This is a genomic window from Pseudomonas sp. BF-R-01 (assembly GCF_019946615.1).
Lineage (GTDB): Bacteria > Pseudomonadota > Gammaproteobacteria > Pseudomonadales > Pseudomonadaceae > Aquipseudomonas > Aquipseudomonas migulae.
This window is the reverse complement of sequence record NZ_JAGYFX010000001.1, coordinates 257,801-276,934: the sequence shown is the minus strand read 5'-3', so window position 1 is coordinate 276,934 and position 19,134 is coordinate 257,801. Positions and strand designations below refer to the sequence as shown.

The following is a 19,134-nucleotide window of genomic DNA, read 5'->3' as shown; positions in this document are numbered from 1 at the left end:
TGTGGGTCATTACGTTTTCGTTGATAAGTTTATTAGATTTTTTAATAGAGGTGGGCAGGTAAACCATTTTTTTCCATGAGCACCTAGCGTGTGTTGATAATGATCTATTTTATCTAAAATAAATTCTGAGCCAGGCGAGGTTGCACTTTGCATCGGGGTTTTATGCTGCAGTGGCAACTTAAACTCTTGAGAGTAGACGTGATCAATGTCTTGAAAAGTCACACCTGGAAATTCTTTTATTAAGTTTGCACCTTCGATTATTAAGGTTGTTAGGAGGCGCTCTAAAATTTCTTGCTCAGTGATGTGAGGCCGATAGATGATGTCTGTTTCTTTGGCAAGCATCGCTGCTATTAATGAAAGTTCAGGGTCTGGTTTTTTTGATGAGTTTTCATACATATAAAATCCTCTTCCTGATTTTTTTCCATACCTGCCTAAAATAGATAGTTCTTTGCCAAGTGCAAAGTAGCTAGGGTCGGTGTTATGCTGTTTGCGATTTTTTATGCGCTCCCAAAAAAGCAAATCTATACCGTAATGATCATTAGACGCTAATATCCCCATATTAGATTTCGAGATCTCTATGATACTGTCCACGTCTGCAGGCCTTGCGCCCTCTAGGACTAAACGATGGGCTTCCCGATTTAAAGATTCAAATAGACCTTGAACGATATTAGTGCGGTAACGGATCGGTAGGTGAGTGTCAAATCCCAGTGCCTCGGTAAAAGATTCTGTAGCCTCAGCGGGAATACAAAGGTTTTTCGATGGCTGTTCGACATCTCTAAGCATAAAAGCTAAAGGCAGTAGGTTATTCATCATTGGCTTCTTATTGTGCTCTGTCGTGATATATGAGTAACTCTTATTAGTAATCTTAAGCGAAGCCTGTGCGAACGCCAAGCAGCTCCAGCTTGTTTGTCGTGTTCTGCATAATCGCTGGCCTATATAGCAAATTTTTATTGCTGTACCCTTATAGGATTGAGATTCCTAGGTGCGATCTAGGTAGGTCAATCAGTTAATTAATGCTTGAGTGAGGCATATATGAGTAAAAATCGTAATAGATTTTTTATTGACGGCGCTTGGATTACTGCAATTCACATGGTCTCTCTCCCCAATCGGTATAACGCCGGAGGCGAGGGTTTCGCCCCTGCCGTTATGCGCGGCAGCCATTTCAGCGCCGCGCTGGCTTCGCCGGTTTAGGCCTGCCGGGCGCAGAGCAGCGCCCGGTACAGCGCACTTACTTGGTCGCCATCACCGCCGCATGCTGATGCGCCGGCTGCAAGGTGTCGGTATCGGCGACGTCCGGCTGGATGCAGACGAAGGCAGGCAGGCCGTCCTCGTGGGCATAGGCCGGCAGGTTGGAGTTGGAGGTGCACACGCGGCCATCCTGGGTGAACTCGAAGTCACGGAACCAGATCACCCGGTTGGGCATCGGGTAGGCGATGAACTTCTTCTGCGCCGGGATATAGCGCATCACCCGATCGGTATTGTTGGTGGCGATCCACACGTCGCCGTGCTTGTCGACGTTCAGCGCATAGGGGATCTCGTACTCGTTCGCCGCCAGCAGAGGCAGCGCGATGCTCTCGAAGGTCTTGCTCTGGGTGTCGAAGCGCATCAGGTAGCCCTCGTCGAAAGACGGAATCCACAGGCTGCCATCCGGCCCGAAGCGCAGGCGGCGTGGGCCCTTGTGCGGCACGTCGTACTCGGTGACCTCATGGGTGACGGGGTCGATGTGGCCGATCTTGTTGGCCAGTACCTTGCTGTACCAGACGCCGCCATCGAGCGGATTGATATCAATGCCGTAGGGCCAGTTGAACACGTTGCGGCCGCCGTTGAGCCACTTGTGGTGCGACAGCGCCAGGTGGAAATTCTGCTCGGGGAACCAAGCGGAGATCTTCAGCACGACGCCGATGAAGGTGTCGGTGATCCAGCGCAGCACGCCATTGTGCGGGGTTTCGATTTCAGTGAATTGCTCGGTCTTGGTGTCGAACTTCATCACCGTGTTGGAGATCAGCACGGTGAACCAGACATTGTCATCATTGTCGACGCGGATGGTGTGCGAATACAGGCCCTTGCGCCAGAGGAAGCCCTGCGGGATCGGGTAGAGCTTCCAGGCCTTGGTCGCCGGGTTGAACATGATCAGGTTGCTCGACAGCGCGCCGGTGAAGAAGATGCGCCCGTCGGAGATCTGCGCGCCGCTGTGCGGGCCGTGCTTACCGGTGAAGATGCCGATCGGCATCTGCATGCCGCGGAAGTTGCCGCCCTTGACCTCGTCGGTCACCGGCATCTGGTAGGTGTCGATCTGCCCGCTCTGGCGATCGAGGATGTACACCTCGTCGCGGCCTTCGTCGATGCCCATCAGCTTGTCGTCTGCCAGCACCATGGTGTCGTGCAGGAAGGACAGGGGCGTGGCCGCATGCCACTCCTCGACGCGCGCCTTGGCCAGTTCGGGGCTGAATTCGTGGCTCTGGATCGCCTTGATCGGCTTGCCGTCGTAGCCCTCGGCGAACATCTTGGCGATGCTCTTTTTCTCGCCATAGGTCAACGTCGCCAGATAACCTTCCATGCGACTGATTGTCCCCCCCCACTGCTCCTCGCTGCGCGGCGTGCGAGTGAGTGCGTTGCCCTGCTGGTGGCAGAAGCTGCACTGGGAAATGAAGGCTTCCTTGGTCGACGCATCCGGGAACGGCAGGGTCGCGGCATGCGCCGAGGCGGTCAGGCTGTTGGACAGCTCCTCGGCCGAGGCGATCTTGGCCACGCGAAAATCCAGGCGCTGCCGATCGGCAGCGGCCAGTTCCAGCGGCTGCACGATATCCTTGAAATAGGGGGTGCGCGTGCGCACCTGTAGCTTGCCGGCGAAGCCGGTTTCCAGCGAGTAGCGACCGTCGGCGTCGCTGTAGACGGTTTCCTTGCGGTTACGCGCTTCGTTCCAGACGGTTACCATGCTGCCGGCGACCGCTTTGCCGTCGTCGGTCATGACGTGGCCGCTGAGGGTGGCGGCGCTGGCGCTGGCACCGAATAGCAGGGTGAGCAGACCGAGGGAGTAGGCTGATTTCATGGGAGGCATCTCGCTCAACCGAAGTGATAGAAGTAGAAGTGCAGCGCGGCGACGATCACCACGGGCATGACAATGCTCAAGACGATGTATTTGCTGATGGATTTCAGGATATGCATGCTGTTTTTCTCCAGATTCATGGGATGGCCAGGGGGCCATGCTCAGTTCGTCAGCTGGCGGCGCAGGCCCGCGAGCGCAGTATTGAGCTTGTGTTCGAGCAGATAACGCAGGGGCACACCCAGGCCGGGGATGCGCGAACGGAAGCGGATCTGCCAGTCGACGCGGGTGCCGCCGCCGCAGGGGGTCAGGCGCACTTCGCCTTGATGGCAATACACCGGCGAACCCTGGAGCACGCGATAGCGATAGCCCCGGTTCGGACTGAACTCGGTGATCTGTTCGTGAATGGCGCCAAATGGCGAGTCCAGCACCCGTTCGGCACCATAGCCGTTGACCTCGCCGGCCCCCTGCTTGACCAGGCGGCACTGCCCCAGACCCGCCCAGCGTCCCAGTTCCCGGTGGTCGCTGAGCAGGGCGAAGACCCGCTCCGGCGCGGTGGCGATTTCGATGCTCGCGGCGCAGGCCTGGTTGTCGGCGAGCGGGCGCCGCTCGCGCGGCAGCGGCAGGAAGCCGAAGTCACGATGCCCTCTGCCCGGGCGGGCCCACATGAACTCGTAGGAAAACCCCAGCGGATCGTTGACGTAGACGCAACCGGCCAGCGGCAGATGGATCGGCCGGCAGTTCGCCTTGGCGCCCGCGGCCAGCGCCCGCTGGTGCATGGCGTTGACGCCATGGCGGTTGCGCGGATCGCCAAAACAGATGTTTAGGATGCCCTGGTCGTTGATCCGGTAGCCCGCCTCGCGGCACCGCCCCGGGTCGCGGCCATACTCGACGATCTCCAGCAACAGGGTCGGCCCGCCGAATACCCGGCGCCTGGCGCCGGCGTCCGCCAGTCCCCACAGCGCTTCATGGGCGTCGTCGTGCAGCTGCAGGTCGTGCTCGGGCACGCCCAGGCCGCTGCCGACGAACGCGCTGGAGGCGGCCAGATCCGGGGTGGTCATGCTCACGTAACGGATCGCCACCGGGCAGTCCTGGCGACCACGAAGGTTCTCCTCGGGTAGTGGATCCTGCTCCAGCAACTCGACATAGACCCCGTCGGGATTGCGCACGCAGACGCGGCGCGCACCGGCTGCACCGAGCGGCGCCGTCAACGGCTGGGTACCGAGCTCGGCCAGACGGGCCAGCGCCAGGTCGAAATCGGCCACCCAGACGCCCATGCGGCTATAGCCGATGTCGTTGGGCTGGCGATCGGCCGGCATCAGGCGCGCCATCGGCCGCTCGTATTGGAACAGTTCCAGCTGACACCAGTCGTTGCGGCCGACCAGGCACCAGCAGGTCATCGCCGCGCCGGGCAGGTCGACGATGGTGGCGCTCAGCGGGCCGCGCATCATCAGGCGGCTGCCGCCAGCCGGGAGGAAGCCCAGACCGTCGCACCACCAGGCTTCGGTGCGGCGCAGATCGACCACGCTGAAGGCGATCTGGTTCAACGGCAGGGGCAAGGGCGAACGTGCGTTCAAGGTCGTCGTGCTGTTCATAGCAGGGCCACCGCGCTTTGCGGGTCGATCAGGATCTTCGCGTGCTGCTCCGGATCCTTGAGGGCGTCGAACGCGTTGGCGACCCCGTCCAGGCCGACGGTGCCGGTGATCATGGGCGCACAGTCGACCTTGCCCTCGGCGATCATGTGCAGGGTGTCGCGGTATTCCAGCGGCGAATGGCCGAAGACGAAGCGCAGGTCGATCTCCTTGTGGATCGCCAGGGCCGGCTCGTAACGGTCGACCTGCATGCACACACCGACCACCATCACCCGCGACAGCAGCGGCGCGCCATCGATGATCTGCTGCAGCAGCCCGGGCAGGCCGACGCACTCGAAGATCACCGGACGCTTCGGCGCCCCGACACCAAGCTTCTCGGCCAGGCGCCAGGCGATGTGCCAGGGCACCGGCAGCTTGCCGAGCTTCTCGCGGGTGCCCAACGAGAGTTCCAGCAAGCTGGGCAGATCGCGGATGAAATCCTCGCCGGGACGCTCGGCGTAGGGCGAGCCCTCGCGCGGATCGATCAGCACATCGGCCCCGCACCGCTGCGCCAGGGCACGCCGCCCGGCGGAGAAGTCGCTGGCCACCACGCGCGCCACGCCCCGCGCCTTGAGCAGGCAGATCAACGCCAGGCCCACCGGCCCGCAACCGATGATGATGGCCACGTCCTTGCGCTGGATTTCGCTGCGGCGTACCGCATGCCACGCCACCGCCATCGGCTCGGTCAGGGCCGCCATCTCGGCCGACAGGCCATTGGGCACCGGCACCAGCGCCGACTCCTGCAACAGCATGCGCTCGGCGTAGCCGCCGGTGGCCAGCGGCGACAGGCCGGCCAGGTGGATCGCAGCCCCGATACGCAGGATCGGCTGGGCCACCACCCGGGTACCGGGCTTGAGTTTCTTGTTGCACCCGGCGCCGTACTCCAGCACCTCGGCACATAGTTCATGGCCGAACACCACCGGATCGCTGCTGGACGGCAATACCTTGGCGAAGCCGACCTTATCCACCACGGCCTTGAACTCGTCGCAGTGGTGGCGCATGTGCAGGTCCGAGCCACAAATGCCGCAGCGCAGCACCTTGACCAGTGCCTGACCCTTGGCGGGTACCGGCTCCGGCAACTCGACGACCTGCAATTCGGTGTTCTGGCAAACAACAGCTTTCATCCGCTACCTCCGGAATGTTGGATGGGGTGGGGCCGGGCAGCGGCTGCCGCAGCGGCCAATGTAAGTTAGTGCGCAGGGCGCGGACCCAGGCCGCGGCCAGGAACAGCAGGCCAGCGCTGAGCCGGCCGGTTCAGCGCAGCAGCAGGCGCAGCAGACCCTCGGTGAGACGCCCATAGGGGGGTTTGAGCAGGAAGCTGCCATTGAAACGGGCCTGGTAGAAGATTGGCCGCATCTTGCTGAAGGTCTGGAACCCCTCCTGCGCGTGGTAATGCCCCAGCCCCGAGTTGCCGACACCGCCGAACGGCAGGTTTTCCTGTAGCACGTGAAGCATCACGGTGTTCACCGAGACGCCTCCTGATAGAGTCTTCCTCAGCACCTGCTCAACCCGCGCCTCGTCCTCGTCGAAGATGTACAGGGCCAGCGGTCGCTCATGCGCATTGATGTAGTCCAGGGCTTGCTCCAGCTCGCGATAAGCGAGCACCGGCAGCAGCGGGCCAAAGATTTCCTCCTGCATGATCTGCATGTCGTCGCGCACATTCAGCACCAGGTGCGGTGCCAGCTTACCGGCGCGGCGCGCCTCCTCGGCATCAGCCAGCGCCACGACTTGCGCGCCCTTGTCGTGGGCATCGGCGAGCAGAGCCTCGACTCGGGCCAGTTGCCGGGCATTGATCATGCAGCTGTAATCCGGGTTGCTGCCAAGCGGCCCCGGGTAGTAACGTGCCACGGCGCTCCGCGCCTGCTCGATGAACTGCTGCTCGCTACCCTCGGGCAGGAACAGGTAATCCGGCGCGACACAGGTTTGCCCGGAATTCAGGCACTTGCCCCATAGGATGGTCTCGGCGGCGCGCTGCAGCGAATAGCCTGGCGCCACCAGGGTCGGCGACTTGCCGCCAAGTTCCAGAGTCACGGGGGTGAGGTTCTCACTGCAGTTGCGCATGATCTGCCGTCCGACGCCCGGCGAGCCGGTGAAGATCAGGTGATCGAACGGCAGGCGGGAGAACTGGTCGTTGATCCCGGGTCCCGGCTGGATCACTGCCACCAGATCTTCCGCGAACCGCTCGCCCAACAAGCGCGCGAGCAACGCCCCGTAATGGCTGGAGTCGCTGGCGATCTTGATCATGGCGCGATTGCCGGCAGCCAACGCACCACACAGCGGCCCCAGGGTCAGGTACAGCGGATAGTTCCAAGGCGCCGCAATACCGATCACCCCGAGCGGCTGCGCCAGCAGAGCAGCACGCCCAGGCTGGAACCACAGACCGACCCCGCGCTTGTGCGGCTTCATCCACTGTTTTAGGCATCTGAGCGCGTGGTTGATTTCGCTCACCAGGCCAAAGATGTCGAGCAGCTTGCTCTCGTGGCTGGAGCGGTGGCCGAAGTCGGCGGCGATGGCTGCGGCGATCGCATCGGCATTGTCCAGCACCACCGCCTTGAGTGCCTGCAGGTTGGCCCGGCGCACCGGGTACGACGGATAGCGCTCGCGGGCGAAGGCGGCCCGCTGGCTGGCGAAGACCTGGCGCATCTGCTCGACGGCCGGCCCGACTTGTTCAATCGACATGAGAGGAACTCCGAATAAGGGGGGAATCATATGGGGAGGCTCCGCGACAGCCGGCAGCTCTCGCGTAGCTTCGCCGCCAGCCATGGTTCAGCTGCGACTGCGACGCAGCGCGCGGACCCAGGCCACAGCCAGGAACAGGATCAGCAGGCCAGCGCCCAACTGAGCATGGGCGGGATCAGATTGCCCTGCTCCTGCGCTGGCCAGGGCAGGTTCTGCTCTAGGCGACTCATGTAACCGTCGATCTCGTCGGCGCCGAGCTTGCTGCCCGGCGTGTGCCACTGGGATAAGACGAGGAGGCGAGCAGCGGCGCCGTCAGGGTCAGTTCGAAACGATAGGTGTGCATGTGAATTCCTTGCTCAACGCAGGCAGTCGAGTAGCAGTGGATTGAGTTTTTCCGGCGCGTGCAGCTGCAGCCAGTGGTTGGCGCCGTCGATGCACTCGTAGCGAAAAGGGCCGTCCACATGGCGCGCGGTGTCGCGCATCTGCCCTTCGGTCAGGAAGCGGTCGCCGCTGCTGTAGATGCCGCACACCGGCACCCGAGCCTTGGGCCAGGCGTGCGGCAGGATCACGCCGGGGTTGGCACGGTAATAGTTGATGCCGGCCGTGAGGCGCCCCGGCCGCGTCAGGGCCTGCCGCCAGTGGCCAAACTCCTCGGGAAAGTCGGTGACCCTGCGGAATAACCACCAGAAGCCGGCCTTCAGCAGCCACTCGGGAAAGCCGCGCAGCTGGAACATCAACACGTACCAGCCCTTGAGTTTCTGTGCCAAGCCGCCGCTGCCATAGGCCGCCGGATGGCCAACCGACAGGGTAATGTAGCGCTCCACCCGCTCAGGATGGGTCAGGGTAAAAAACCATCCCTGCATCGCACCCCAATCGTGGCCGACCAGGCGCACCCGCTCAATGCCGAGGGCATCGAGCAGCGCACGCAGGTCCGCCACCAGCAGGTCGCGGTGGTAGTCGGCGACCCGGCTCGGCATCTGCGACTCGCCGCAGCCGCGGGTATCCGGGGCGATCACCTGGTAGCCGGCCGCGACCAGCATGGGGATCTGCTTGCGCCAGACTGCATGGGTGTCGGGAAAACCATGCACCAGCAGCACCGGTGGACCTTCGCCGGCAATCAGCACGTTCATTTCCAGGCCGTTGATCTGCAGTCTGCGCATCGGATAGTCCATCTCGTTCAATTTCCCGGGGCGTTGGCCAGACGCTCAGGCAGGTGGCCGAGGAAGGGACGCACCAGCGCCCACGGGAAGGCCGATACCACGCCCGACTTCACGCGCTTGTCGGCCATCTCGCCCGAGGAGGCGCCGGTGATCACCACGGTGGAGACTGTATCTGTGTGCATGGGGCTATTCCTCTTTCTTAGAAATGGTCTGGGGTGGGGCGTGAGGCCATGGCGGGTCTCAGTCGATGGCCAACACCGAACGCGCCTGCTCGCGCAGGACGAATTTCTGAATCTTGCCGGTCGAGGTCTTGGGCAAAGGGCCGAAGACGAACTGCTTGGGCACCTTGAAGCGGGCCAGGCGTTCGCGGCAGAACGCGCTCAGCTCGTGCGCACTGGGCGCATGGCCATCGCGCAGTTCGAGGAAGGCACAGGGCACCTCGCCCCAGCGCTCGTCGGGAGTGGCGACCACAGCGGCGGCCAGCACGGACGGGTGGCGGTAGAGCACGTCCTCGACCTCGATCGAGCTGATGTTCTCGCCCCCGGAGATGATGATGTCCTTGCTGCGATCCTTGATCTTCACGTAACCATCCGGCTCTACCACCGCCAGGTCGCCGCTGTGGTACCAGCCACCAACGAAGGACTCCTCGGTGGCGCGCGGGTTTTTCAGGTAGCCCTTCATTATCAGGTTGCCGCGGTGCATGATCTCGCCCACGGTCTCGCCGTCATGGGGGACTTCCTCCATGGTCTCGGAATCGCGCACGCTGATGCCTTCCTGGCAGATGCTGCGCACGCCCTGACGCGCGCCGAGACGAGCCTGCTCCTCAAGTGGCAACGCATCCCACTCCGGGTGTTTGGCACATACCGTAGACATACCATAGGTTTCGGTGAGGCCGTAGCCATGGGTCAGGTCGAAGCCCAACTGCTTCATACCCTCGACCATCGCCATCGGCGGCGGGGAACCTCCGGTTATCGCCGACACCCGATGACTGATACCCTCGCGCCATTCAGTCGGCGCATTGATCAGTAGCGACTGCACGATAGGTGCGCCGCCATAGTGGCTGACCCGGTGCTCGCGGATGGCCTGGAAGATCAGTTGGGCGTCGACCTTGCGCAGGCACACGTTGGTGCCGGCATTGGCCGCCAGGGCCCAGGTGAAGCACCAGCCATTGCAGTGGAACATTGGCACCGTCCACAGGTAAGTCGCATGCGGCGGCATGCCCCAGGTGACGATGTTGGACAGCGCACTGAGGTAGGCGCCGCGGTGGTGGTAGACCACGCCCTTGGGATTGCCGGTGGTGCCCGAGGTGTAGTTCAGGCTAATCGCGTCCCACTCATCGCCCGGCAACGACCAGGCGAACTGCGGGTCGCCACTGGCGATGAACGCCTCGTACTCGTAGCTGCCGAGCGGTTCGCCGGGACCGTCGTATTCGCTGTCGCAGACATCGATGACCAGGATGTCATGGCTGACCCTGGGCAATGCCGCCCGGATGATCGGGGCGAACTCGCGGTCGGTGATCAACACCTTGGCCTCGCCATGCTCGAGCATGAAGGCGATGGCTTCGGCATCCAGGCGGGTGTTGAGGGTGTTGAGCACAGCCCCGCACATCGGCACGCCGAAGTGGCACTCATACATTTCCGGGGTGTTGGCCAGCATCACGGCCACCGTGTCCTCTTGCCCCACACCGGCGTCCGCCAGCGACGACGCCAGTCGACGACAGCGCGCATAGGTCTCGGCCCAGGTATATCGACGTCGACCGTGAATCACCGCCGGACGCTGCGGATAGATGTAAGCCGAACGCTCGATGAACGTCAGCGGGCTCAACGCCATGTGGTTGGCCGGTTGCTTGTCCAGCCCTACGCGATACGGACTCATACGACACACTCCTCAAGTACTGCGTTGTTCACTGAAATGGCATCAATCTCGCCATCCTGGCGAATGATCGAAGCACTGGGTTTACTTCACCAAGCGGCACGTTCAGCGCAGGCCGCTGCAGGTCAGGCGGGATGCCAGCAAGGGGTGCTGCCAGGATTCGAGCGTTCATGGGGTCTCCAGATACCTGTGCAATTGGCGCGGAGGGGGAGCAGCAGTCCGCCATACCCTTCCACGCTGCCACCATAGGCCGCCCGGACCGCGGCTCCGCCCCCCTCGATGGGGGGGCGTCGGAATCCGATCAGACTCGGCGCAAAGAACGTCTGGACTTCTGTTCGTCGGCAATGGCCAAATGAAAAGATCGCATCGCGTGCCGGCAGCATCGCCAGCCGGCGGAAACGGATACAGAATGGTCCGACAATAAGAACCGCCAGCGGCGCACCGTAGCCAGCTGGAGACCGCACTCCGTCAACCGTGAGAACAGCACTTGAGCCTAGTGAGTACCGAACCCGGGTTGGTCCTGAAGGCCACCCCGCCACGCTTGCAGAAGTCCGCCACGGCGCGCCCCCGGCTGAGCCTGGACTCCGCCGAGCTGGCCGACAAGGCAGTGATCGCGCTGCAGGCACCGGCGGGCTTTGGCAAGACCCAACTGCTCGCCCAGTGGCGCCGCGACTGGCTGGCGCAGGGCGGCGTGGCGATCTGGCTGGCCCTCGACGAGCATGATGATCCGCTGCGCCTGGCTCACGGCCTGGCCGTTGCCAAGGCGGTCGGCAGCGGTCGACCAGTAATGCCCCAGAGTAGTACCAGCCTCTTCGGCAAGGGCGCCGACGACCTCGACGACCTCGACGAGCTGACCAGCTGGCTGGCCGAAATCGCCGACCTGGGTGCCGAAACCCTGCTGATTCTGGATGACGCGCACAGCCTGCCGGAGGCGACGGCACGCCACTCGCTGACCTACCTGCTGCGCAACACACCCGCCAACCTGCGCGTGGCCATGGCCTCGCGCGGACGCATGACCCTGCCGATGGCCGACCTGCTGGCGCAGGGTTACTTCGGCGTGGTCGGCGTCGAGGACCTGCGCTTCACCCTCGACGAGACCCTCGCCCTGCTCGCGACGCGCTTCGGCCAGCGCTTGGAACTGGACGACTGCGCACACCTGCACGAGATCACCGAGGGCTGGCCGCTCGGCCTGCAACTGACGATCTCGGCGATCGAGCGCAGCAGCGACCTGCACAGCGCCATTCGCGACCTGGCCATGAGCAATGGCAATCGGCAGAATTTCTTCATCGACTCGCTGCTGTCCCGCCTCTCGCAGCAGCAGACCGACTTCCTCACGCGCATCTCGCTGTTCGAGATGGTCCATCCGCAACTGTGCGTCGTCTTGCTCGCCGATGAACGCGCCGCGGCATGGTTGCAAGAGCTGCTGAGCAGCACACCGATCCTGATCGAGGGCGTGGACAGCGATTGGTTGCGCATCCATCCGCTGGCCCAGGAGTTGCTGCGCAGCCGCTTCGCCGCATTGCCCGAAGCAGAGCGTCAACTGCTACACCAGCGCGCCGCCGAATGGCTCGCTGGCCATGGCCTGCCAGAGGCCGCCGCGCGCCAGGCACTGCTGGCCGGGCAAACCAGGCAAGCCTATGCACTGGCCGAGAGCTGCCTGTACGAATTGATGTTGCGCGGTCACTTTACCCGGACGCTGGACTGGATCGAGCAACTGCCCAGCCACGAAGTCGAGCGGTGTCCGCGCCTGCGCCTGGTCGTGGCCTGGTCACTGGCCTTGAGCGGGCACCAGACGCAGGCCGTGCAGATGATCGAGCAGGTCGGCAGCGACCCGAACGCCAGCGCAGAAGAGCAGTGCGAAGCGGCGGCGATCCTCTCGACCGCCGCCTTTTCCGCCGACCACCCCGATTCCTCGCAGCAGATCATCGAACCCTGGCTGGACAAGGCACCCGCCTTTTCCATCAAGTTGCAGGCCATCCTGGCCAACCACAGGATTCGCCTAGCCCTGGCGGCGGGGCATACCGAGCGTGCCCGCCATTACTGCCAGAATGCGCCGCGCTTCGAATGGACCTCCGGCATGGATGCCGTACGCGGCCATCGCGACTGGCAGTTCGGCTTGTCGTATTTCTGGGAGGGCCAGATGCTCAGCGCCGAGCGGGCGTTGCGCGCCAGCCTGAGCCAGGCCGACCAGGATATCGGCCGGCGCAGCGGCATCGCCTTGCTGATGGCCACGACCTTGGCCAACGTGTTGCTCGAACGCGACGCCCAGATCGAGGCCAGCACCGTACTCGCCAATCGCCTGGACTTGCTGGCGCGCCTGGCCGCCCCCGAGGCGATCGTCCAGGGCTATGTCAGCGCGGCCCGCCTGGCGGCCCTGCAGGGGCAGACCCACCGCGCCCACGACCTGCTCGACGAACTGTTCGCCATCGGCGAGACCCGGCAGATGCCACGCCTGTGCATCAGCGCGCTGGCCGAACAGCTGCGCCAGCACGCCCTGCGCGGCCACAGCGAAACCTGCCAGGCCCTGTGGCAGCGCCTCGACCAACTGCTGCCCGACTTCGTCCGCGAACCAAGAGGTCTGCTGGGCCCCGAACTGGCCCTGTACGCACAACTCGGGCATGTCTATGCCTGCGTCTCCAGCCATGACTGGAGCGGCGTACTGGCGCTGCTGGAGCAAGCCGCGCCACTGGCCGAGCGCCTGCGCCGTGGCCGTGAAAGCGTACAGATATTGCTGCTCCAGGCACTGGCCCGCCAGCGTCTCGGCGAGGACGGTGTGCCGGCCCTGCGCGAGGCCGTCAGTCTGGCCGAAGAATACGGCCTGCTGCGGATCCTCGCCGACACCCACCCGGACCTGCCGGCCTGGGCGGCCCAGCTACAGGGCAATGCCCCGACGGCCGCCGTGCAGCCACCCGCCGCAGCGCCCGGCCCGCCGCGCAAGCACTCGACGGTGAGTGTCTCGCCGAGCCGGATGCTCACCCCCAAGGAGCGCGAGGTCTTGCAATTGCTCGCGCGCAACATGTCGAACAAGCAGATCGCCCTGGCCCTGGAGGTCGGCGAAGAAACCGTGAAATGGCACATGAAGAACCTGTTCGGCAAGTTCCAGGCCGGCAACCGCAAGCATGTGCTCGATCGCGCCTATCTGCTGGGCATTCTGCAGCCCTAGCAGCCTCTCCCCGACCTCTCGCACACCCCCCCCCATCGCCGGGGGGGGCAAAGTAGCGCGCCGGGAATAATCTCGATCCCATGAAGAACCGCCGGCAGGTCTGCTGACGGCTCGGTGCGACGCCGATTGCAGCGTCGCGCTATCGACCTCGGGACAGAGACGATGACGCACAAGGTACTGATCGCAGGTGTTGGCATGACCCCGTTCACCGCATTGGGCAGTGGCAATGCCACTGAACTGACCAAGTCGGCGGTGAATCTGGCCTTGGCCGACACGGACCTCGATCTCGATCTGATCGACCAGACCTTTTTCGCCTGCGTGCACTCCGGCTCGGGCATCGGCGAGCGCTTGATGGCGCCTCTCGGACTGATCGGGACCAGCCTGGTCAATGTCCGCGATGGCTGCGTCTCTGGACATGCGGCCTTTCACCTGGCGCGCCAGAGCCTGCTTGCGGGCGAGGCCGAGTGCGTGCTGGTGGTTGGTTGCGAAGCCATGCCGGCAGGCATTTCCAGCCGGGCGTTCTTCGATCTGGGCGAACGCGAGGGCAAACCGCATGACCTCACGGCGGAAAATCATCAAGCCCTCGAACAGCTGGAACGACGGCAACATCCGGCAGAACTGTTCGCCGCCCAGAACAGCCATCTGCTTACCGGTCTGGGGGTCTCGGAGGCCATCTACGAACAGGTTGTGCTGGGGGCCAGAACCCAGGCACGCCTCAATCCCTATGCCCTGTTCAACCAGCTGGATGAGGTCGATAGCTGGCTTGCCCCTTACTTGAGTGCCCCGGCATGCGGTGCCGCCGTCCTGATCCTGTGCACGCCGTCGTTCGCCCAGCGCTACGGGCTGCGTGCCGATATCGCCTGCCTGGTCAGCCTGCGCGGCGGCGAAAACGATGCCGATCAGGAGTCGTTCAGTGCACTCGACGTGCTGGGCCGCGCCGCTACCCGGCGCCTGTCGACCCGTGCCTACGAGTTGGCCGGTCTCGGCCCGGAAGATATCGACCTGGTCGAGCTCCATGACCAAAGCGTCGGCGACTACCTGATCAACTGTGCCGCCCTGGGCTTCTGCCGTGAGGATCAGCTCGCCGCCTTCGCCCAGGGCCGGCATAACGGTGACGGCGGCGGCGTGGCGGTTTGCCCGTCCGGCGGCCTGCTCGGCCGCGGCCACGCACCCGGCGCCACTGGTATCGCCCAGTTGGTCGAGCTGGTCTGGCAACTGCGTGGCGTGGCGGGTCCTCGTCAGCTGAGCAGGGCCAGAACCGCCCTGCAGCACAGCACGGCGTTAGGCCGCGCGGTCTCTCTCAGCATCCTGCAACGGATTTCCCAGTAACGGCCGTAAGAGGTCCGAAATGTTTGCTGCACAACCAACAACGACAATAAAAAGGTGCATCAGCCCATGAAAAGCAATAACAGCCACCTCAACCTGCGGCAAAGCCTGCTGGCCTCGGCCATTCTGGCGGCCGCCATGCCAGCCCGTGCGCGCCGAACCGCAGCAGGATAAAGGCCGCGCCGAGTTCTATCTCAGCCGCGCGGTGCTCGATCTCGACGAACTGGCGATGACGGTGCTCGACTCGAGGAGCAGAGCTGAGAGGCGGTAAAAAATTCTCTCCTACGGGAGAGAGTCTCGCTACGGCGCTCGATATTTTCACAACCTCTGAACCCCATCGCCTTCCAACAAGCCAATCAATGCCTGATCCAGAGGCCTCACCGACAGACATTCCAACCAGCGAGCTACCCATGGCAATTGCACAACTGCAAGGCAAACAGATCCTGATCACTGGCGCGGCCTCCGGCATCGGCCGCGCGTCCGCCATTGCCTTCGCCCGCGAGGGCGCCCACATCATCGCCAGCGACTTGCAGCTCGACGCGCTGCGGAGCCTGCAGGAAGAAATCCACGCGCTGGATGTGCAATGCCACATCTACACGGTCGACGTCAGCAGCGAAGCGGCCATGCGGGGCTTCTGCGAGCAGGTGATCGCCGAACTGGGGGCACCTGACGTACTTTACAACAATGCCGGCATCGCCCACCTCGGCAAGTTCCTCGACAGCGACCTGGCCCACTGGCAGCGGGTGATCAACGTCAACCTGATGGGCGTGGTCTACGGCTGCCACCTGTTCATTCCGCACATGCTGGCCGCCGGCGGCGCGCGCCAGGTGGTCAATGTCTCCTCCACGGCGAGCTTCGCCCCGGCGCCGTCCATGGCAGCCTATGCGGCCTCCAAGGCGGCCGTCGCCGGCCTCAGCGATGTGCTGCGCATGGAACTGGCCGGTAGCGAGATAGTGGTCACCGACGTCTGTCCGGGGGTGATCAACACCGCCATCACCACCAGCGGCAGCGCTACTTCCCCGGGCATGACCTCGGCGCAGTTGCAGCGCCTGCAGAGCTACTACGCCCGCGAGGGATGCTCCCCGGATGTCGTGGCCAACGACGTGCTGCAAGCCGTGAAAACCGGTAAGACCCTGGTGCTCAGCGGTCCTTATGCGAGCCTGGCCTTTCACCTCAAGCGCATCTCGCGGCGCCTGTTGCAGAAGGTGACGCTTGGCAACGCCCGCAAGGCCGGCTATCTCTGAGGTGCAGCAGACGCCGAGTTGGCAACGCCCCGCACTCGACAAGGAGTGCTTTACCGCTTGGCGCCAGCAGCAACGGCCATCCGATACTTGGCCGGCGTCACCGCATGCGCAGCCCGAAAACAGGCCGTCCGGTGGCTTTGGCTGCTAAACCCGCTTTCCTGGGCAAATGCGCGCAATCGGCATGCTGGACATGGTCAACAGCTTGCGCGCCTGCTCCAGGCGCACACTTAGAACATATCGATGCGACGGCATGCCCGCGGCATCTTCAAAAACGCCGGAAGTGGGCACGGCTCACTTCGGCACGCGCCGCCAGAGTGTCGGCAGACAACTCCTCGGCCAGGCGGCCCTTCTGTAATTCGTTTATCAGCTGCAGAGCCGCGGAGCCCACCAGCGCATCGCTGAACGACATCGAGGTTGCCCAGATTCAGCAGATGGATCAGCAGATCGCCACCGCAGCAGAGCAGCAAAGCAGTGGCGGAGGAGATCAATCGGGGGTGTTACGCGTAATCCTGTGGTCGATGTCGGTAGCGCCGAAGCAGATCCCACCAGAGCGCAAAGAGGGCGGCGTAGAGCAGGGCGCGCCACCATCGCAGATAAGGTCGTGCGGATTCGAATGCCTGCTGCCAGCCCTCGAAACTACCCAGCGCAGTGCGGCCGATCCAGGCGACCAGTGCGGCGGTCAGGATCATCACCGCGGCAATCCCCAGACCTGAAAGCAGAGTGAATAGCGGTGAGCGTTTCATGGCTCACTTGCGTCTAGTGTCAGCATCATTGAGTCGGACCGGCTCTGGGTCGCCTTGCTCGACGGTACGCGAAGCATCGGCACCACCCGCATGTCGATCGAGCACCAGGCTGGCGGTATTGGTGGCGAGCATCTGTCGGACCTGCAGCTCGGTTTGTAGCAGACGTATTTTGCGCTCCAGATATTGGGTTAAAGAGAAAAGACGGTCGTTGATCTGGATAACGGTTACATAAAGTAATATAAAAAATCTGGCTCAGACTCTGTAGTTATTTTAGTCGCCATGTTGATATTCCTCCTCCTGGATAAACATCGCCGCACGGACACCGATCATTGCGCAAGGTACTTGGGTGTTTCCCGATATGAGTGTGGGCATCACTGAAGCATCCGCAACCCTCAGTCCTGCAACTCCTCGCAACCGTAGCTGTGGATCTAGCGGGGCAGAAGGATCACTGCCCATTCGGCAGGTTCCAACCGGATGATAAATAGTGTCACCATGAAGTTTAATAGCCGCACGCAGCTCTTCTCCTTCGAGTTTCTCGAACCCGTGAAGCGACCTGCCGGAGTACCTGCTCATTGACGGTGCCGAGAGTAGTTTTCGGGCAATACGGATTCCGTCGACTAACGTTTGCAGATCCTCAGGCTCCGAAAGAAATTGGGGATCGATCAGTGGTGGATGACGGGGATCGGCCGATCGGAGCCTTACTACGCCCCGGCTTTTTGGTCTGAGGCCACAGACATGCAGTGAAAAACCACGTTTGAGGTGCATACGTCGGCCATGCCTATCAACTATCCCCACGCAGAAATGGAACTGAACATCTGGTCGAGAAGTCTCCGGCCGAGTTGATACAAAAGCTCCTGCCTCTGCTACGTTGGTTGAAAGCAGTCCACCCAGCCCCTTCAAATAAGATAATAGACCCGTTAATAATTGTGGTACTAACGAAGGCACCAGGCCCAGAAGGCTTTTATCATCAACAGCCCGGGAAATGGTGACATCCAAGTGATCTTGCAAATTATTGCCGACTTCGGGACAGTCTTTATGAACCTTGATGCCTAAACTGCGAAGGTGATCGGCGGGCCCAATGCCAGAAAGCATCAATAGTTGAGGCGTACCGAATGTACCTGCGCTAAGCACGACTTCGCGACGGGCACTAAAACAACCCCCATCAGCCAATTCGACACCTGTCGCTCGCCCTTCTACGATTAAAACTCGAGTCACCTGTACACCCGTCAATATCGTGAGATTTTGAGGCTGTGGATTGAGAAAGGCTTGGGCAGCGTTGAATCGCTGGCCGTTATGCTGAGTGACTTGATAAAGGCCGACGCCAGCTTGATGGGCGCCATTGAAATCTGTGTTGAGTTCGATCCCGGACTCGACACCTGCGGCCACGAATGCTTTAGCGCACGAACTAGGCGTTCCGAGATCAGCGACTTTCCAAGGGCCACCGTCACCGTGCCACGTATTTGCACCACGCGCATTGCACTCCATCTCTTTGAAGATGGGCAGCACCTGATCCCATCCCCAGCCGTCTGCTCCGTTTTTTTCCCAACTGTCGTAGTCCTCTGACTGGCCGCGGAGATAGATCATGGCGTTGATAAGACTTGATCCTCCCAATCCTCTCCCGCGGGGCTGCAGACCACGTTTACCGTTCAATCCTGGCTGGGGGACCGTTCGAAAAGCGTAATTATGACGGTTTCGCCAAGGTACGAGCGCCGCGACCGCAATGGGCATGCGAGAAAGCCAGCTTGCTTTCGCGGGACCTGTCTCTATGAGCGCAATCTGCCTCTCCGGAAATGCAGTAGCCAGCCGAGCTGCGCATGCGCTGCCAGCTGGGCCGCCTCCAACGACCAGATAATCGTACGATCTCGTGTCTTCGCAGCAGGGCATAGCGCCTCCTTATTTTTATTGTGAGAGGTCTTCGTTATACCTATGTTGACAATTAGTGTAAATACTCTAGTTTTGGCTGGTGATTGTTTAAATCACTAAAGGCTCAGTGTTCAGGCACCTGAAAATCCTTGTCGAGCGTGGTTACTTGAGTCAAAACCTTCAGCCCTCAAAGTATCGACTGGGCATCCAGGCATATTTGCCGGACGGGTACTGATCCGGGCTCTGTCGATTGTTCCTACTGCTATTCAGCTCAGGTGCAAGCGTTCTATTTATTCCCCCCTCCTGACGTCACCCCCCCCACCAATGGGGGCGACTGACTGTGCGCGACGCAATAGTCTCAGATCCACGGTGAGTTTCTCCTCTGATTGGGTTGCCCGGCGGTATCTGGC

The 19,134-nt window shown here is 62.2% G+C and carries 13 protein-coding genes and 2 pseudogenes; 3 read left to right on the top strand and 12 right to left on the bottom strand.

Annotated elements, in window-relative coordinates:
- Positions 1-9: 9 nt before the first annotated feature.
- The 8 genes from KGB27_RS01340 to KGB27_RS01305 all read right to left on the bottom strand — a co-directional run bounded on the left by KGB27_RS01340 (position 10) and on the right by KGB27_RS01305 (position 10,388).
- Entirely contained in the window at positions 10-810 is an 801-nt protein-coding gene (locus KGB27_RS01340; protein ID WP_223552647.1) for a 3-hydroxyacyl-CoA dehydrogenase family protein, read from the bottom strand.
- A gap of 418 nt (positions 811-1,228) precedes the next feature.
- Positions 1,229-3,049, bottom strand: coding sequence for a carboxypeptidase regulatory-like domain-containing protein (locus KGB27_RS01335; RefSeq protein WP_223531726.1), 1,821 nt, complete (start codon positions 3,047-3,049; stop codon positions 1,229-1,231).
- A gap of 158 nt (positions 3,050-3,207) precedes the next feature.
- Complete coding sequence (locus KGB27_RS01330; RefSeq protein ID WP_223552645.1) at positions 3,208-4,638, bottom strand: SRPBCC family protein; 1,431 nt, start codon at positions 4,636-4,638, stop codon at positions 3,208-3,210.
- Positions 4,635-5,798 carry a zinc-binding dehydrogenase gene (locus tag KGB27_RS01325; protein WP_223552634.1) on the bottom strand — a complete coding sequence of 388 codons (1,164 nt, stop codon included), beginning with the start codon at positions 5,796-5,798 and terminating at the stop codon, positions 4,635-4,637. The genes KGB27_RS01330 and KGB27_RS01325 overlap by 4 nt, the downstream gene beginning before the upstream one ends.
- Before the next feature lie 130 nt (positions 5,799-5,928).
- Positions 5,929-7,353: a coniferyl aldehyde dehydrogenase gene (locus KGB27_RS01320; RefSeq protein WP_223531721.1), complete on the bottom strand. Its 1,425-nt coding sequence runs from the start codon at positions 7,351-7,353 to the stop codon at positions 5,929-5,931.
- 356 nt (positions 7,354-7,709) lie between these two features.
- Positions 7,710-8,513: an alpha/beta fold hydrolase gene (locus KGB27_RS01315; RefSeq protein WP_223510776.1), complete on the bottom strand. Its 804-nt coding sequence runs from the start codon at positions 8,511-8,513 to the stop codon at positions 7,710-7,712.
- A 17-nt stretch (positions 8,514-8,530) separates the two neighbouring features.
- Complete coding sequence (locus KGB27_RS01310) at positions 8,531-8,695, bottom strand: hypothetical protein (protein WP_223552632.1); 165 nt, start codon at positions 8,693-8,695, stop codon at positions 8,531-8,533.
- A 58-nt stretch (positions 8,696-8,753) separates the two neighbouring features.
- Positions 8,754-10,388 carry an acyl-CoA synthetase gene (locus KGB27_RS01305; RefSeq protein ID WP_223552629.1) on the bottom strand — a complete coding sequence of 545 codons (1,635 nt, stop codon included), beginning with the start codon at positions 10,386-10,388 and terminating at the stop codon, positions 8,754-8,756.
- Between the two features lie 493 nt (positions 10,389-10,881).
- Here KGB27_RS01305 and KGB27_RS01300 point away from each other — a divergent pair, with 493 nt between their 5' ends.
- From KGB27_RS01300 to KGB27_RS01290, 3 genes are all read left to right on the top strand, one after another.
- Positions 10,882-13,548, top strand: coding sequence for a helix-turn-helix transcriptional regulator (locus KGB27_RS01300; RefSeq protein WP_223552626.1), 2,667 nt, complete (start codon positions 10,882-10,884; stop codon positions 13,546-13,548).
- Positions 13,549-13,710: 162 nt separating this feature from the next.
- Positions 13,711-14,877 (top strand): thiolase C-terminal domain-containing protein, encoded by a 1,167-nt coding sequence (locus KGB27_RS01295; RefSeq protein WP_223552618.1) that lies wholly within the window; start codon positions 13,711-13,713, stop codon positions 14,875-14,877.
- Positions 14,878-15,284: 407 nt separating this feature from the next.
- Entirely contained in the window at positions 15,285-16,118 is an 834-nt protein-coding gene (locus KGB27_RS01290; RefSeq protein WP_223510780.1) for an SDR family NAD(P)-dependent oxidoreductase, read from the top strand.
- Between the two features lie 265 nt (positions 16,119-16,383).
- Here the strand turns inward: KGB27_RS01290 and KGB27_RS01285 are convergent, their stop codons facing one another.
- The 4 genes and pseudogenes from KGB27_RS01285 to KGB27_RS01270 all read right to left on the bottom strand — a co-directional run bounded on the left by KGB27_RS01285 (position 16,384) and on the right by KGB27_RS01270 (position 18,745).
- On the bottom strand, positions 16,384-16,527 hold the full coding sequence (locus KGB27_RS01285) for a hypothetical protein (protein WP_223510781.1): 144 nt from the start codon (positions 16,525-16,527) through the stop codon (positions 16,384-16,386).
- Between the two features lie 97 nt (positions 16,528-16,624).
- A pseudogene (locus KGB27_RS01280) lies at positions 16,625-16,861 on the bottom strand (hypothetical protein); the annotation flags it as partial.
- Positions 16,862-16,864: 3 nt separating this feature from the next.
- Positions 16,865-17,041: pseudogene (locus tag KGB27_RS01275) on the bottom strand (integrating conjugative element protein); the annotation flags it as partial.
- Positions 17,042-17,131: 90 nt separating this feature from the next.
- The gene (locus tag KGB27_RS01270) at positions 17,132-18,745 is read right to left on the bottom strand and encodes a GMC family oxidoreductase (protein ID WP_223552613.1); all 1,614 of its coding nucleotides are present in this window, start codon (positions 18,743-18,745) and stop codon (positions 17,132-17,134) included.
- Between the last annotated feature and the right edge of the window lie 389 nt (positions 18,746-19,134).

Excerpts from the sequence above, each read along its gene's own strand:
- KGB27_RS01270 (WP_223552613.1), bottom strand. The coding sequence starts at position 18,745 with ATGCCCTGCTGCGAAGACACGAGATCGTACGATTATCTGGTCGTTGGA.
- KGB27_RS01320 (WP_223531721.1), bottom strand. The coding sequence starts at position 7,353 with ATGTCGATTGAACAAGTCGGGCCGGCCGTCGAGCAGATGCGCCAGGTC.
- KGB27_RS01285 (WP_223510781.1), bottom strand. The coding sequence starts at position 16,527 with ATGTCGTTCAGCGATGCGCTGGTGGGCTCCGCGGCTCTGCAGCTGATA.
- KGB27_RS01315 (WP_223510776.1), bottom strand. The coding sequence starts at position 8,513 with ATGCGCAGACTGCAGATCAACGGCCTGGAAATGAACGTGCTGATTGCC.
- KGB27_RS01295 (WP_223552618.1), top strand. The coding sequence starts at position 13,711 with ATGACGCACAAGGTACTGATCGCAGGTGTTGGCATGACCCCGTTCACC.
- KGB27_RS01325 (WP_223552634.1), bottom strand. The coding sequence starts at position 5,798 with ATGAAAGCTGTTGTTTGCCAGAACACCGAATTGCAGGTCGTCGAGTTG.
- KGB27_RS01310 (WP_223552632.1), bottom strand. The coding sequence starts at position 8,695 with ATGCACACAGATACAGTCTCCACCGTGGTGATCACCGGCGCCTCCTCG.
- KGB27_RS01330 (WP_223552645.1), bottom strand. The coding sequence starts at position 4,638 with ATGAACAGCACGACGACCTTGAACGCACGTTCGCCCTTGCCCCTGCCG.
- KGB27_RS01305 (WP_223552629.1), bottom strand. The coding sequence starts at position 10,388 with ATGAGTCCGTATCGCGTAGGGCTGGACAAGCAACCGGCCAACCACATG.
- KGB27_RS01340 (WP_223552647.1), bottom strand. The coding sequence starts at position 810 with ATGAATAACCTACTGCCTTTAGCTTTTATGCTTAGAGATGTCGAACAG.
- KGB27_RS01335 (WP_223531726.1), bottom strand. The coding sequence starts at position 3,049 with ATGAAATCAGCCTACTCCCTCGGTCTGCTCACCCTGCTATTCGGTGCC.
- KGB27_RS01290 (WP_223510780.1), top strand. The coding sequence starts at position 15,285 with ATGGCAATTGCACAACTGCAAGGCAAACAGATCCTGATCACTGGCGCG.